Below are 13,341 nucleotides of genomic sequence, written 5' to 3' on the forward strand. Positions count from 1 at the left end.
CGCTCTCTCCCGCAACCGGGAGGTGCCCCCACTGCATCGTCGCCGGTGCGGTTCATGCCCGCTGCGCCCGTGACGCCGGATCCAGAGCGTCACGCAAAGCGTCACCCATCATCATGAACGCCAGCACCGTAATCGCCAGTGCGCCGGCGGGATAGAACAAGATCGGTGAGCCGGCGCGTAGCCGTGTCTGTGCGAGGTTGATGTCACCGCCCCACGACACCACGGAAGTGGGCAGCCCGACGCCGAGGTAGGACAACGTGGCCTCGGTGACGATGAAGGCGCCGAGCGCAATGGTGGACATCGCGATGACCGGACCAACGGCGTTGGGCAAGGCGTGTCGCAGCAGCGTCTGAAACCTGCTCAACCCCAGCGCTTTAGCCGCGAGTACGTAGTCGCTGGCCCGGACCTCCAGCACCGCGCCACGAGCGATCCTGGCCACCTGCGGCCAGCCGAACAGCGCCAGGATGGCGATCACCGTCCACACCGTGCGGTGGTGCAGGACCTGCATGAGCACGATCGCGGCCAGCAGCAACGGCAGGCCGAAGAACACGTCGGTGATCCGCGAGACCACCGCGTCGGCCCAGCCCCCGTAGAAGCCGGCCAGCGCGCCGACCGCCCCGCCGACGACGAATACCAGCAGCGTGGCACCCAGCCCGACCGTCACCGAGGCCCGCGCCCCATAGACGGTGCGCGTGTAGATGTCGTGGCCCTGCAGGTCGGTGCCGAACCAGTGCGCCGTCGAGGGGCCGACCAGACTTTGGCTGGGGTCGGCGTAGCTCGGATCGGCGTGGGTGAACAGCGCCGGAAACAGCGCGACGAGAAGGATCAGCAGGATCAGCAGCGCGGCGACGACGAACTTCGGCCGGCGGTGCAGCCGGCGCCAGGCCTCGCCCCAGAAGCCGGAGTGCTCAGCCATAGCGGATCCTCGGGTCCAGAGCCGCGTAGAGCAGGTCGACCAGCAGGTTGGTGATCAGATAGATCAGCACCAGCACGGTCACTATCGACACCACGGTCGGCGCCTCCTGCCGGGTGACGGCCTGATAGAGCACGCCACCGACGCCGTGGATGTTGAAGATGCCTTCGGTCACGATGGCTCCGCCCATCAGCGCACCGAGATCGGCACCCAGGAACGTCACCACCGGGATCAGTGAGTTGCGCAGGATGTGCACGGTCACTACCCGGGGCCGCGACAACCCTTTCGCGGTGGCGGTGCGGACATAGTCGGCATGCGCATTAGCCGCGACCGCCGATCGGGTCAACCGCACCACGTAGGCGAATGACACTGAGCCCAAAACTATTCCGGGCAACAGCAGGCGTGCGAACGTCGCCCGTTCGCCTACCGTGACCGGCGCGATGCCCAGCCGGACCCCGAACACGAATTGGGCCAGAAAGCCCAGCACGAAGATCGGGATCGCGATGATGATCAGGCCGGTGATCAGCACGGTGGAATCGAATAGCCCGCCGGTGCGCAGGCCCGAGATCACACCGAACCCGACTCCCAGCACAGCTTCCACGACCAGCGCGATCAGCGCCAGCCGGATTGTGACCGGAAATGCATGTGCCAGAACCGAACTGACCGGCAACCCGGAATAGGCACGACCGAGGTCGCCGTGCAGAACGCCGCCGATGTAGCGCAGATATTGCAGGAGGAAGGGATCATCGAGGTGATAGCGCGCACGCAGCTGTGCGGCCACGGCCGGAGTCAGCGGTCGGTCTCCGGCGATCGCGGCGAGCGGGTCGCCGGGCAGCAGGAAGACCATGCCGTAAATCAGCAATGTGGCGCCCAGGAAGACGGGCACCATGACGGCGATTCTGCGCGCGATGTACCACCCCATGTCTTAGGCCTTGACGACATTCTCGTAGTCCGGCAGCCCGTTCCAGGTGGCCTTGACGTCATGGACCGCTGACGACCAGCCGATCACGGCGATGTAATACCACAACGGAACAGCGGGCATGTCGCGCAACAAGATTCGTTGCGCAACGTTGACGAGCACGTCGGCCCGCTGCAGGCTGGGTGCGGCCTCGGCGGCCGCCAGCCCGGCGTCGAACTCCCGGCTGGAGTACCCGACGTCATTGGATCCCGCACCGGTCGCGTACAGCGGGGCGAGGAACTCGATCATCGACGGGTAGTCGCCGATCCAGCCGGCGCGGAACGCGGTGTCGATGGTGCGGTTGGTGATCTGGGTGCGGAAGCCAGCGAAGGTGGGGTGCGGTGCGCCGACGGCGTCGATGCCCAGCACGTTCTTGATGCTGTTGGCCACCGCGTCCACCCACTCCTGATGCCCGCTGTCGGCGTTGTACGCGATGGCGTACCGCCCGCTCCACGGTGAGATCGCGTTGGCCTGCCCCCAGAGTTGCCGTGCCCGTTCGGGGTTGAAGTCCAACGCGTCGTTGCCCGGGATGTTCGGGTCGAATCCCGGAAGGGATCGGGCGGTGAAATCGCGCGCCGGGCTGCGGGTGCCGTTGAAGATCTGCTGACAGATCTGCGGGCGATTGATGGCCGCCGACAGCGCCAACCGCCGCAGCCGGCCTTCTTCACCCCCGAAATGCGGCAACCGCAGTGGCGTGTCGAGCGATTGGCTGACCGCGACGGGCCCACTGGCGGCGTTGCCGCCCAGGTCGCGCTTATAAATCGTCAGTGCGCTGGACGGAATCGTGTCCAGGACATCGAGATTGCCGGACAGTAGATCGGCGTAAGCGGTATCCAGGTTGCCGTAGAACTCGAACCTCAGGCCCTTGTTGTGGGGTTTTCGGTTGCCGTGGTAATCGGGGTTCGGTTTCAAGTCGACCTTCACGTTGTGCTCCCAGGCCGGGCCGTCTGGGCTGTCGGCAAGCTGGTAGGGCCCGTTGCCGATCGGATTGCGGCCGAATGCCGACATGTCGCGAAATGCCTTGTCCGGCAAGGGGTAGAACGCGTTGTGGCCGAGCCGCAAGGTGAAATCGACCGTCGGCACCCGCAGGCGAACGGTGAATTCCAGATCGTTGACGACCTGCAACCCGGACATCGTGGTCGGCTTGCCTTCGCCCGGCGCACCGGCGACGTCGTCGAATCCGAGGATCGGGCTGAAAAAGTCCTGCTGCAGTTGGGCGTTGGCGCTCAACGCTCCGTAGTTCCACGCGTCGACGAATGAGTGGGCTGTCACCGGCGAGCCGTCGGTGAACTTCCAGCCCGGTTTGAGGATGATCCGGTAGTTGACGTTGTCGGTGGTCTCGATCGACTGTGCCACCTCCGGCGATGGTTTGCCGTCGGCATCGTAGGACACCAAGCCGGCGAAGAGCCGATCCAGGATCCGCCCCCCGAGGCTGTCGTTGGTGCCGGTCGGGATCAGTGGGTTGGGCGGTTCGCCCCCGTTCACCACCACCAGTTCAGGACTCAGCACGCCCCCTCCGCAGCCGGACAGCGACGCGACCGTCAACGCGATGACGGCAGCGACAGCCGGCCAGGCCCGCATCCAACGCATGACAGCGACCCTAGGGCCTGCGGCGGCGTCGACCGTGGAAGGACTGGCTGTGCAGCGCCGGTGAAGTGCGGCAGCCACCCGACAACCTAGGATTTGGCCATGGGGGTCACGGTTCTCGCTGCGGGCGGCGCCGCCTACGTGGCGGGCGAGTTGGCCTTCGCGCTGGGCGTTCCCCTGATCGGATTGACTTGTCTGCTGATCGGCCTACGGGAGCGCTCCCGCAGCCGTAAGCGACCGCGTCCCGGCTATCCGTATCCGCCGGGGCCGCCGCCGGGATATCTGGGCCCCTATCCCGGACATCCCTATGCCGGTTATCCGCCCCGTGCCGCGCCGCCGCCGCGCGCGAGCGGGTCGTCCACGACCTTGATCGCGATCGGCGCGGTTGTCCTGGTGTTGGGACTCGTCGGAGACTTCGCCAGCGCCGCGTCGGGGCTGGCCAAGAAATCCGGCACCCGCACCGAACCGCAAGCGGAGCCGCAAATGGGCCAATGCTTCACCGAATTCGATCTGCGGTTGGAGTTTCACAACCGATCACCCACCGACTGCGCCGACCCGAACGCGACGTACCAACTCGTCGCCCGGGGCGGACCGACAGCGACATGTCCCGACGGCCGGCGGGAAGACTCGGTCTATGAGGTATTCAGCAACGAGTCCTCCACACTCTGCTTTGCCGCCAACCTGAAACAGGGGCAGTGCTACATGAAGATGGATGACGGCAAGTCAAAGAAGCTGACGCCGGCCGATTGTGACGACCGACGATTCGCGCAAGTCAAAGTCGTCCAGCGCATCGACGGCAGCACCGACAAGACGCAATGCCCCGCGGACGCCAAAGGGGTCAGCTATCCCGTTCCACCGCGCGTTTACTGCGTGGTGGCTGCCGGGCCGTAGGCGTTACTCCAAGACAGTCACGGGATGTACCTGCAACTCGCAGGCGTCGATGGTGGCCGGCACGGTGAGCACGATGACCGTGTCAGGCGGGTTGACCCGCAGCGCGGTGTAACTGGGGCACGGGTTGCCCTTGCCGTCGACCGCCATGCCTTCCACGATGGCCTGTCCCTGCCCGGCCAATGACAAGGTGACCGTCGGCGGATCATCGACATCGCTCGGTAAGCCGCCCATGTAACCGCGCAGCGTGGGCTTGGCATGCAGGTCCGGCCCGCCGGTGCCCGTCTCGACCGACGGGTAGCCGGTGAGCGTGCACGGCTCTCCACCGCCGGCGAGGCTGAACGTCAGGGTCAGCGCGCGGTGGCCCACTGCGCCCTGCGTCGGGGAGGCAGTCACGGCGACCTGTTCGGACCTGCAGGGCAGCGCCTGCTCGCCCGCCGGAACCGCCCACGCGTGGGGCGCCAGTACAGCGGCCATCGCGGAATTCGTTGCGGCCGCGGCAAAGCTGAGAAGTAGACGGCGGACGCACTGCCCGCGAGCTTCCGGCACAACGGTGATTATGCGGCATGACGACCCGGTTTACCCCCGGATTGAAGCGCACGCGTTCAACTGGCGGGTCTAGGCTCACAAACGGTTGACGAGCTCGAACCCCGGCCCTCGACATAGGAGAGAAGCCAGTGACCGCCACACACACCGAAGGCCCAGCCGCGTACCCGCCGCCGGCGCAATTCGCCGAGCAGGCCAACGCCAGTGCGGACCTCTACCGCGAAGCCGAGGAGGACCGGCTGGCGTTCTGGGCCGAGCAGGCCGGCCGGCTGACGTGGGCGACGCCGTTCACCGAGGTGCTGGACTGGCAGCCGCCTTTCGCAAAGTGGTTTCCCGACGGCAAGCTCAACGTCGCCTACAACTGCGTGGACCGCCACGTCGAGGCGGGTCTGGGCGATCGGGTGGCGATCCACTGGGAGGGCGAGCCGGTCGGCGACAGCCGCGACCTCACCTACTCCGAGCTGCAGGCCGAGGTCTGCAAAGCGGCGAACGCGCTGACCGATCTCGGCCTGGTCGCCGGTGACCGAGCCGCCATCTACATGCCGTTGATCCCGGAAGCCGTGATCGCGATGCTGGCGTGTGCGCGGCTGGGCGTCATGCACAGCGTGGTCTTCGCCGGGTTCACCGCCCCGGCGCTGCGGGCCCGCATCGACGATGCCCAAGCCAAGCTCGTCATCACCGTCGACGGGCAGTACCGGCGCGGAAAGCCGACACCGCTGAAGGGCGCGGCCGACGAAGCGGTCGGAGCGCCCGACAGTCCCGTCGAGCACGTTCTGGTGGTGCGGCGCACCGGAATTGACGTCTCCTGGAACGACGACTGCGACGTGTGGTGGCACGATGTCGTGGATTCCGCGTCGCCCGAACACAATCCGCAACCCTTCGAGGCCGAGCACCCGCTGTTCCTGCTGTACACCTCGGGCACCACCGGCAAGCCTAAGGGCATCGTGCACACCAGCGGCGGCTACCTGACCCAGAGTGCCTACACGATGTACACCATTTTCGACGTCAAGCCGGAGACCGATGTCTTCTGGTGCACCGCCGACATCGGTTGGGTCACCGGGCACACGTACGGCGTCTACGGTCCGCTGTCCAACGGCATCACCGAGGTTCTCTACGAGGGCACACCCGATAGCCCGGACCGAAACCGGCATTTCCAGATCATCGAAAAGTACGGCGTCACAATCTATTACACGGCACCCACGCTGATCCGGACATTCATGAAGTGGGGCCGGGAGATCCCCGACGCCCACGACCTGTCCAGCCTGCGGCTTCTGGGATCGGTCGGGGAACCGATCAACCACGAGGCGTGGCGTTGGTACCGCACTGTCTTCGGCGCGGACAACGTTCCGGTGGTCGACACCTGGTGGCAGACCGAGACGGGTTCGGCGATGATCTCGCCGCTGCCGGGAGTCGCTGCGGCCAAACCGGGTTCGGCTATGACGCCGCTGCCAGGAATCTCGGCCCAGATCGTCGATGATCACGGCGAGCCGCTGCACCCCGACCCCGAGGCCGCCAAGAATGTCACCGGGTATCTCGTCCTGGACAAGCCGTGGCCTTCGATGCTGCGCGGGATTTGGGGTGACCCCAACCGCTACCGGGACACCTACTGGTCCAAATTCGCCGAGCAGGGATTTTATTTCGCCGGGGACGGCGCCCGCTTCGACCCGGACGGCGCGATCTGGGTACTGGGCCGCATCGACGACGTGATGAACGTGTCCGGGCACCGGATCTCGACCGCTGAGGTGGAGTCGGCGCTCGTCGGGCATTCCGGGGTCGCCGAGGCCGCGGTGGTCGGTGTCAGCGACGACACCACCGGTCAGGCCATCTGCGCGTTCGTCGTTTTGTGCTCGCACTACGAGGCGCACGAGGGCACCATCACCGAGTTGCGCGGACACGTGGCAGTGGAGATCTCGCCGATCGCCAAGCCGCGGGAGGTTCACGTGGTGCCGGAGCTGCCGAAGACCCGCAGCGGAAAGATCATGCGCAGGCTGCTGCGCGATGTAGCCGAAAACCGCGAGCTCGGCGACACGTCGACGTTGCTGGATCCCGGTGTGTTCGACGCAATCAGGGAAGCCAAGTAAGGCAGGCGCGGAAGGCCTCAGGCGGGTATCGGAACGAAGCCGGCGCCGGGCCGGTGTTTGGCGTTGATGTCGGCCAGGGCGGCGTTGAACGACATCACCACGGCCGGAGTGTGCAGCGGGATGTACTTGATCACGCAGGTCGGCAGGTTGTCGCTGAACGCGCCGTGGATCATCCCGACCAGCAGGTTGTCGACGGTCACCGGCCCCCCGGAGTCACCCGGCCGGCCACAGACCTGCATGACGATGGTCCCCGGATCCTGGCCCGGTCCCCAGGTGACGCCGCACGAATTGCCGGTCGTACGACCCTGTTTGCAGGCGATCTGACCGAACACCGGCTCCGGACCGATGCCGTTGATCACGAAGCCGTTGTAGTTGGCCACCGGCAGCACCTTGGCCGGATCGAATTTGATCACCGCGTAGTCGAGGGCATCGTTGCCCGCAACCATCGTTCCCAGCGTGCCCCTGCCTTCGGCGGCCTCGGCGGCGACCTGTGCGCCCGGGCCGCCACAGTGCGCGGAGGTGAAACCGATCAGCTCGCCGGCCGCATCGCCGCCGATGGTCGTCAGCGTGCACATCGTGTCTCCATTGATGACGATCCCCGCGCCGCCACCCATCGGGACCCGGTCGTCGGCAGCCGCGACGTTTGCAGGCAAACCCGGCTGAACCAACAGCACGGCCACCAGCACCGCTATAAAGCACCGATGTGCCCTCTGCAATGCGCAACTCCCGTCAGCTGCCAGATGTCGGAGAACAGCTGCGCCAGTCTAAATGATCACCCGCGTGCACCTCGTTCTGCGCGAATAGCGGCGCCCCGTCAATTGACCGGGCCCGTTGGTTGCCGGGCGCCGCGGTCATCGGCTGGCCTCGTCTGGCATCGCGGCGCATGGCAACATAAACCGCGACGACAGCGAGAGGACCGTCTGTGAGCAAAGTCGATCGCAAAAACGGTGTGCCGAGCACGCTGACCACGATTCCGTTGGCCGACCCGCATGCCAGCCACGGCGAGCCGTCGATTGGTGAGCTGATCAAAGACGCGACGACGCAGGCGTCCACGCTGGTGCGGGCCGAAGTCGAGCTGGCCCGCGCCGAGATCGTCCGCGACATCAAGAAGGGCCTCACGGGCAGCGTCTTCTTCATCGCCGCGCTGGTGGTGCTGTTCTACTCCACGTTCTTTTTCTTCTTCTTCCTCGCCGAGTTGCTCGACAACTGGCTGTGGCGCTGGGTGGCCTTCCTGATCGTGTTCGCGATCATGGTCGTGGTCGGGGCCGTCCTGGCGCTGCTGGGCTATCTGAAGGTGCGCCGCATTCGCGGCCCGCGGGAAACCATCGAGTCGGTCAAGGAGACGCGCAGTGCGCTCACTCCCGGCCACGACAAGGCGGCCCCCGCGACCTTGGAGCTGACCGACGCGCCCGGTAAGCACGCCAAGCGCGAAAACGGCAGCCCCACCGATCCCTCAGGTTGGTAGATGGCAGCACCAGATCCGTCGGTGGTGCGCATCGACGGGCCGTGGCGCCATTTGGACGTGCACGCCAACGGCATTCGATTCCACGTCGTCGAGGCGCTGCCGCCCGACACCAGTACGCCGGTGGGGGCGACGGCACGACCGCTGGTGATGCTGCTGCATGGTTTCGGGTCGTTTTGGTGGTCCTGGCGTCATCAGCTGTGCGGGCTGACCGATGCCCGAGTCGTCGCGGTCGACCTGCGCGGCTACGGCGGCAGTGACAAACCGCCCCGCGGTTACGACGGCTTTACGCTCGCCGGCGATACGGCAGGGCTCATTCGCGCGCTTGGGCATTCATCGGCGACGTTGGTCGGCCACGCTGATGGCGGGCTGCCCTGCTGGACGACCGCGCTGCTGCATTCACGGCTGGTGCGCGCCATCGCGCTGATCAGCTCGCCACACCCCGCCGCGTTGCGGCGATCGGCGCTGACACGCCGCGATCAGGGCTCCGCACTGCTGCCGACCTTGCTGCGCTATCAGATCCCGCTGTGGCCGGAGCGCCTGCTGACCCGCGATAACGGCGCCGAGATCGAGCATCTCGTCGCCAGCCGGAGCTCCGCTAAATGGGTTGCATCCGAAGACTTCTCACAGACGATCGGTTATCTGCGCACGGCGATCCAAATTCCGGGGGCGGCGCACTGCGCATTGGAATACCAGCGCTGGGCGGTGCGCAGTCAGCTACGCGGCGAAGGACGGCGATTCATGAAATCGATGTCGCGGCAGCTGGGGGTGCCACTGCTACACCTGCGCGGCGACGCCGATCCCTACGTGTTGGCCGATCCGGTTGACCACAGCCAGCGCTACGCCACCCAGGGTCGCTACGTATCCATTTCCGGCGCAGGGCATTACAGCCACGAAGAGGCGCCCGAGGAAATCAACAAGCACCTGATGCGATTTCTCGAACAGGTGCACTGAGGGCGGATCAGCTCACACAGTTGCCGGTGGCCACCTGTTGGGTGTCACCGATTTTGGCCAGCTGGCCGGCCACCTCACCGGCCGTCAACACGAACCCGGTGTCGGGATCGTCGACCGCCGCGCCGAAGACCACACCGAGTACGTGACCGCTGAGATCGATCAACGGTCCGCCCGAATTGCCTTGCTCCACATTGGCTCTGATGGTGTACACGTCACGGGTAACCGGCGTCGGGTCCCGGTAGATGTCGGGGCCACTGAGTTTGATCGCCTCGCGAATCCTGGCCGGGGTCGCGGTGAAGTTGCCGCCGCCGGGGTAGCCCAGCACCACAACGCTGGCACCGGTTTTCGCTTCGGTTTCGCTGAAGGCCAGCGGCGGCGGCGGCAGGTTGGGGATGGCGAGAATGGCGATGTCGACCGACGGATCATAGGAAACGACGGTGGCGTCCAACGGATTACCGCTGGCGTAGATCTGAACGCTGCTGGACCCGGCCACCACGTGAGCGTTGGTCATCACCCGATCGGGGGCGATGACGAATCCAGTGCCCTCCAACACTTTTTGGCAGCTGGGCGCCAGGCTGCGCACCTTGACGACGCTGGGCGCCGCGGCCGTAACCACCGGATTAGTGGCCAGGGCGGGATCGGGTGATTCGACCGGGATCACCGGAGTGCGGCTGAACGGCTCCAGTACCGCGGGCAGCCCGGAGGTGTTCAGCAGTGCCGACAGGCGTTTGGGAACCGTCTTCAGCCACGGCGGTGCGATGTCGTTGACCTCGGCGAGCACCCGTGAACCCCGGACCGCCGCCGCGAGTTCGGGTTGGTCTTTCGACTGGGTGAGCGGTGTCGCCAGCAGCCACGCGGCGGTGAGCACCACGACGAGCTGCACCCCCACCCCGATGACCGAGTCGGCGGTTCGGATTGCGCGGCTGTGGATTGCGCCGCGAACCGCCCGCCCGAGCACCACGCCGGCGACCTCTCCGACGACGACGAGCGCGAGGATCAGAAACAGCGCGCCGAACAGCTTGGCGCGGGGCGCGGCGATGTGGCTGACGATGTGGGGCGCCAGCAGCACACCGGCGATCGCGCCGAGCAGCACGCCGATAAAAGAGAACAGGGAACCCACCGCACCCGAACGCCAGCCCGAGATGGCCGCGATGAACGCGACGGCGAGAACGGCGACGTCCAACCACTGCGATGGGCTCATCGAGTTCATCGCGCGCCGCCCTGCTTGCCGACCGACACCATGGCGTCGTCGAGTTCACGGACGTCGTTGGTGTCCCAGGGCTTTGACCAGCCGGCGACATCGAGGACCGCAGAAATCACCTGGCCAGTGAATCCCCAAACCAACATCTGGTTGAGCAGAAACGCCGGACCGGCCCAACGGTTGCCGAGGTCGCCGCGGTAGACCATCAGCCGGTTGTCCGGATTGATGAACGCGCGCACCGGAACCCGCGACACGACCGCGGTTTCGGCCTCGTTGACCACGGCGACCGGTCCGGGATCGGGCGAGTAGGCCAGCACCGGGACGACATGGAACTGCGACGGAGCGATGAATGCCCGTTCCATCGTGACCAGCGGGTGTAGCCGGGTGATGTCGATCCCGGTTTCTTCGTGTGCTTCCCGCAGCGCGGTGGCAACCGGCCCGCGATCGCCTGGGTCGGATGCGCCGCCGGGAAAGGCCGCCTGGCCGGCGTGGTGCCGCAGCGACGACGCCCGCACGGTGAGTAACAGGTCGGCGTCGTCGGGCACACCGCCGTCGGCCGGTCCGGACTCGGGTCCCGAAAACAGAACCAGCACAGCGGCGTCGCGGTCGGCGGATGCCGCTGTCCTGGCCGCGGTCACCATCGCCAGCACGTCGGGCGGCAAGCGGCGCCGGTAGGCCTGCGGGATCTGATCTATGTTGTCCACCAACGGACGCAACCAGGACGGGCAAACGTCGGGCGTGAGGGGAACCGTCCCCTGCGCTCGGGCGGCACCCCCAGCACTCACCGGCGCCTCCTTGTCGGGGTCCACCTGCCCAGCCTGTTTTGGACCGCGGAACTCGGTCATCCGTCGTTTCCGACCGCGGCCGCAATTTCGTCGGCACTCGCGAAATCCCGCAGCAGCGTCTGCGCAACGCTACCGTCCGGTCGTAGCACTACCGTCGCGGGCACCACATTTGCGACCTTGAGTGCCGCAGCAATCAACCGCCGCCCGTCCTGCAAGGTCGGGAGCCGAACCCCCAGCTCCGCCAACCGCAGCAACGCCGCGGTCTCGTTCTCGTCTTGGTGCACGGTGACCACCAAGACCTCGGAGCCGACCCGTCGCTGATATTCGGCCATCGCGGGCAGTTCGGCCGCGCACGGCGCGCACCAGTACGCCCACAAATTGATGACCACCCGGCGTCCGGCCAGCGCGCGAGCGACGTCGACGGTGGATCCATCGGCGGCGCACTCGACCCGCACACTCCGCAGGGCGGCGGGGCCGGAACCGTTGCCCGGCGCGGGGCATGGCGGCAGGTTCGCCCGCTCCCGGGGGCCGGCCAGCGCGGCCGGTGTGTCGGCGTCGCGGTGTTCGCGATCGGGCCTTGGCGTAGCGGGCCGGTTCGGTGCGGTTGGCGGAGAATCGTCGCGCAGTTGCGCGATCAGCGCCGCCGCCAGCGCGACCACCACGGCCAAGATCGCGATGGTCCAGCGAGTTTTCGGGGTCAACGTCCCGGCCGCGTTACAGCCCGACCAGGGAGAGCAGATGCTCGGCTTCGGGGCCCTGCACGAGGGCCGCGGCCAGCGCCGGTTCGGTGGGCCCGAGGCCGAACGACGGGCAGTCCTTGGCCAGCACACAGACTCCGCACGCCGGCTTGCGCGCGTGGCACACCCGGCGGCCATGGAAGATCACTCGATGACTCAGCAGGGTCCATTCCTTGCGTTCAACCAGTTCGCCGACGGCGTGCTCGATCTTGACCGGATCCTTTTCCGAGGTCCAGCGCCATCTGGCCACCAACCGCTGGAAATGGGTGTCGACGGTGATCCCGGGGATGTCGAAGGCGTTCCCCAGGATGACGTTGGCGGTTTTGCGCCCGACGCCGGGCAGCGTCACCAATTCGTCCATGGTCGACGGGACCTCGCCGTCGAACCGTTCGACCAGGGCCTGCCCCAAACCGATCAGCGAACTCGCCTTGTTGCGGAAGAAGCCAGTGGGACGGATGAGGCTTTCCAGCTCGTCGCGATCAGCCTGTGCATAATCCAATGCCGACTTATATCGCGCGAACAATGCCGGCGTCGTCAGGTTCACCCGTTTGTCGGTGCTTTGCGCCGAAAGAATGGTCGCCACCGCCAGTTCCAGCGGCGATCTGAAATCCAGCTCGCAATGCGCGTCCGGAAATGCTTGTGCCAGTGTGCGATTCATCCGGCGCGCGCGACGCACCAAGCCAACTCGAGTTTCGGAAGACCAGCGCCCGGCGAGTGCGGAATCAGGCTTGGAATCGGGCGTAGCCGGCGTGGATTTCGAGCGCCCAGACGGCCTTGCCACTGTCACCTACGACAGAGTACTGATTTCGTGATCTCCCTGAGACCTTGGCCATGTTTACTCTCCTTGTGTCATGGTTGCTGGTGGCCTGCGTACCCGGGCTGTTGATGCTCGCCGCGCTCGGCCTGGGGCGGCTCGAAAGGGAGCTCGCCCGTGAGTCGATCACGGCGACCGACGTCGACGAGTTTCTGCAACAAGCGCAGGCCATGGATATGCACACACTGGCCCGAGAAGGAATGCCCGAGGCACTGGAATACCTGCATCGTCGGCAGGCTCAGCAGCTCGCGCTGTCGCCACCGCCCGGCGGTCGCCATCGCGCCGAATCGCTGCTCGCGAATGCCTTCACCGATCCACCCGCGCGCGCTTTACCGATGCGAGTACACGCGCATTCGGGCGCAAATCCCCAATTTGGGGCGACTAGACACGTCAATCGTGTGTAGCGTTGGCACGT

The 13,341-nt window shown here is 66.3% G+C and carries 14 protein-coding genes; 5 read left to right on the forward strand and 9 right to left on the reverse strand.

Annotated features, from left to right (window positions below):
- Window positions 1–52 precede the first annotated feature (52 nt).
- Genes OK015_RS28085 through OK015_RS28095 form a run of 3 tightly spaced genes read right to left on the reverse strand, consistent with a single transcriptional unit; the run spans window position 53 to window position 3,461 of the window.
- Entirely contained in the window at window positions 53–916 is an 864-nt protein-coding gene (locus OK015_RS28085) for an ABC transporter permease (protein WP_268128185.1), read from the reverse strand.
- Window positions 909–1,835: an ABC transporter permease gene (locus OK015_RS28090; RefSeq protein ID WP_268128187.1), complete on the reverse strand. Its 927-nt coding sequence runs from the start codon at window positions 1,833–1,835 to the stop codon at window positions 909–911. The genes OK015_RS28085 and OK015_RS28090 overlap by 8 nt, the downstream gene beginning before the upstream one ends.
- A gap of 3 nt (window positions 1,836–1,838) precedes the next feature.
- Entirely contained in the window at window positions 1,839–3,461 is a 1,623-nt protein-coding gene (locus OK015_RS28095) for a peptide ABC transporter substrate-binding protein (protein WP_268128189.1), read from the reverse strand.
- Between the two features lie 99 nt (window positions 3,462–3,560).
- On the opposite strand from OK015_RS28095, the gene OK015_RS28100 reads away from it, so the two are divergent.
- Window positions 3,561–4,349: an LppU/SCO3897 family protein gene (locus tag OK015_RS28100; protein WP_268128190.1), complete on the forward strand. Its 789-nt coding sequence runs from the start codon at window positions 3,561–3,563 to the stop codon at window positions 4,347–4,349.
- 3 nt (window positions 4,350–4,352) lie between these two features.
- Here the strand turns inward: OK015_RS28100 and OK015_RS28105 are convergent, their stop codons facing one another.
- A complete protein-coding gene (locus OK015_RS28105; protein ID WP_268128192.1) occupies window positions 4,353–4,823 on the reverse strand; it encodes a DUF4232 domain-containing protein in 471 nt (156 codons plus the stop codon).
- Window positions 4,824–5,023: 200 nt separating this feature from the next.
- Between OK015_RS28105 and acs the strand changes: the two genes are divergently transcribed.
- A complete protein-coding gene (acs, locus tag OK015_RS28110) occupies window positions 5,024–6,973 on the forward strand; it encodes an acetate--CoA ligase (RefSeq protein WP_268128194.1) in 1,950 nt (649 codons plus the stop codon).
- Between the two features lie 17 nt (window positions 6,974–6,990).
- Here acs and OK015_RS28115 read toward each other — a convergent pair whose 3' ends face one another.
- Window positions 6,991–7,689, reverse strand: a complete 699-nt coding sequence (locus tag OK015_RS28115; protein ID WP_268128196.1) for a S1 family peptidase — start codon at window positions 7,687–7,689, stop codon at window positions 6,991–6,993.
- Window positions 7,690–7,895: 206 nt separating this feature from the next.
- Between OK015_RS28115 and OK015_RS28120 the strand changes: the two genes are divergently transcribed.
- Both OK015_RS28120 and OK015_RS28125 read left to right on the forward strand, forming a co-directional pair.
- Window positions 7,896–8,438: a phage holin family protein gene (locus OK015_RS28120; protein ID WP_268128198.1), complete on the forward strand. Its 543-nt coding sequence runs from the start codon at window positions 7,896–7,898 to the stop codon at window positions 8,436–8,438.
- Window positions 8,439–9,389, forward strand: a complete 951-nt coding sequence (locus OK015_RS28125; RefSeq protein ID WP_268128199.1) for an alpha/beta fold hydrolase — start codon at window positions 8,439–8,441, stop codon at window positions 9,387–9,389.
- Window positions 9,390–9,396: 7 nt separating this feature from the next.
- Here the strand turns inward: OK015_RS28125 and marP are convergent, their stop codons facing one another.
- Genes marP through nth form a run of 4 tightly spaced genes read right to left on the reverse strand, consistent with a single transcriptional unit; the run spans window position 9,397 to window position 12,770 of the window.
- On the reverse strand, window positions 9,397–10,590 hold the full coding sequence (marP, locus tag OK015_RS28130) for an acid resistance serine protease MarP (RefSeq protein ID WP_268128201.1): 1,194 nt from the start codon (window positions 10,588–10,590) through the stop codon (window positions 9,397–9,399).
- A 5-nt stretch (window positions 10,591–10,595) separates the two neighbouring features.
- Window positions 10,596–11,435 (reverse strand): NUDIX hydrolase, encoded by an 840-nt coding sequence (locus tag OK015_RS28135; RefSeq protein ID WP_268128202.1) that lies wholly within the window; start codon window positions 11,433–11,435, stop codon window positions 10,596–10,598.
- Window positions 11,432–12,076 carry a TlpA family protein disulfide reductase gene (locus tag OK015_RS28140; RefSeq protein WP_268128203.1) on the reverse strand — a complete coding sequence of 215 codons (645 nt, stop codon included), beginning with the start codon at window positions 12,074–12,076 and terminating at the stop codon, window positions 11,432–11,434. The genes OK015_RS28135 and OK015_RS28140 overlap by 4 nt, the downstream gene beginning before the upstream one ends.
- 13 nt (window positions 12,077–12,089) lie before the next feature.
- On the reverse strand, window positions 12,090–12,770 hold the full coding sequence (nth, locus tag OK015_RS28145) for an endonuclease III (RefSeq protein ID WP_268128205.1): 681 nt from the start codon (window positions 12,768–12,770) through the stop codon (window positions 12,090–12,092).
- 173 nt (window positions 12,771–12,943) lie between these two features.
- Between nth and OK015_RS28150 the strand changes: the two genes are divergently transcribed.
- Window positions 12,944–13,330 carry a hypothetical protein gene (locus OK015_RS28150; protein WP_268128207.1) on the forward strand — a complete coding sequence of 129 codons (387 nt, stop codon included), beginning with the start codon at window positions 12,944–12,946 and terminating at the stop codon, window positions 13,328–13,330.
- The last annotated feature ends 11 nt before the right edge of the window (window positions 13,331–13,341 follow it).

The organism is Mycobacterium sp. Aquia_216, assembly GCF_026723865.1.
In the GTDB taxonomy this organism is placed as follows: Bacteria; Actinomycetota; Actinomycetes; order Mycobacteriales; family Mycobacteriaceae; genus Mycobacterium.

Bases quoted from the DNA above. Each gene is read 5' to 3' on its own strand.
- OK015_RS28095 (WP_268128189.1), bottom strand. From the start codon at position 3,461: ATGCGTTGGATGCGGGCCTGGCCGGCTGTCGCTGCCGTCATCGCGTTG.
- OK015_RS28150 (WP_268128207.1), top strand. From the start codon at position 12,944: ATGTTTACTCTCCTTGTGTCATGGTTGCTGGTGGCCTGCGTACCCGGG.
- OK015_RS28100 (WP_268128190.1), top strand. From the start codon at position 3,561: ATGGGGGTCACGGTTCTCGCTGCGGGCGGCGCCGCCTACGTGGCGGGC.
- OK015_RS28125 (WP_268128199.1), top strand. From the start codon at position 8,439: ATGGCAGCACCAGATCCGTCGGTGGTGCGCATCGACGGGCCGTGGCGC.
- nth (WP_268128205.1), bottom strand. From the start codon at position 12,770: ATGAATCGCACACTGGCACAAGCATTTCCGGACGCGCATTGCGAGCTG.
- OK015_RS28090 (WP_268128187.1), bottom strand. From the start codon at position 1,835: ATGGGGTGGTACATCGCGCGCAGAATCGCCGTCATGGTGCCCGTCTTC.
- OK015_RS28135 (WP_268128202.1), bottom strand. From the start codon at position 11,435: ATGACCGAGTTCCGCGGTCCAAAACAGGCTGGGCAGGTGGACCCCGAC.
- OK015_RS28105 (WP_268128192.1), bottom strand. From the start codon at position 4,823: ATGGCCGCTGTACTGGCGCCCCACGCGTGGGCGGTTCCGGCGGGCGAG.
- OK015_RS28085 (WP_268128185.1), bottom strand. From the start codon at position 916: ATGGCTGAGCACTCCGGCTTCTGGGGCGAGGCCTGGCGCCGGCTGCAC.
- marP (WP_268128201.1), bottom strand. From the start codon at position 10,590: ATGAGCCCATCGCAGTGGTTGGACGTCGCCGTTCTCGCCGTCGCGTTC.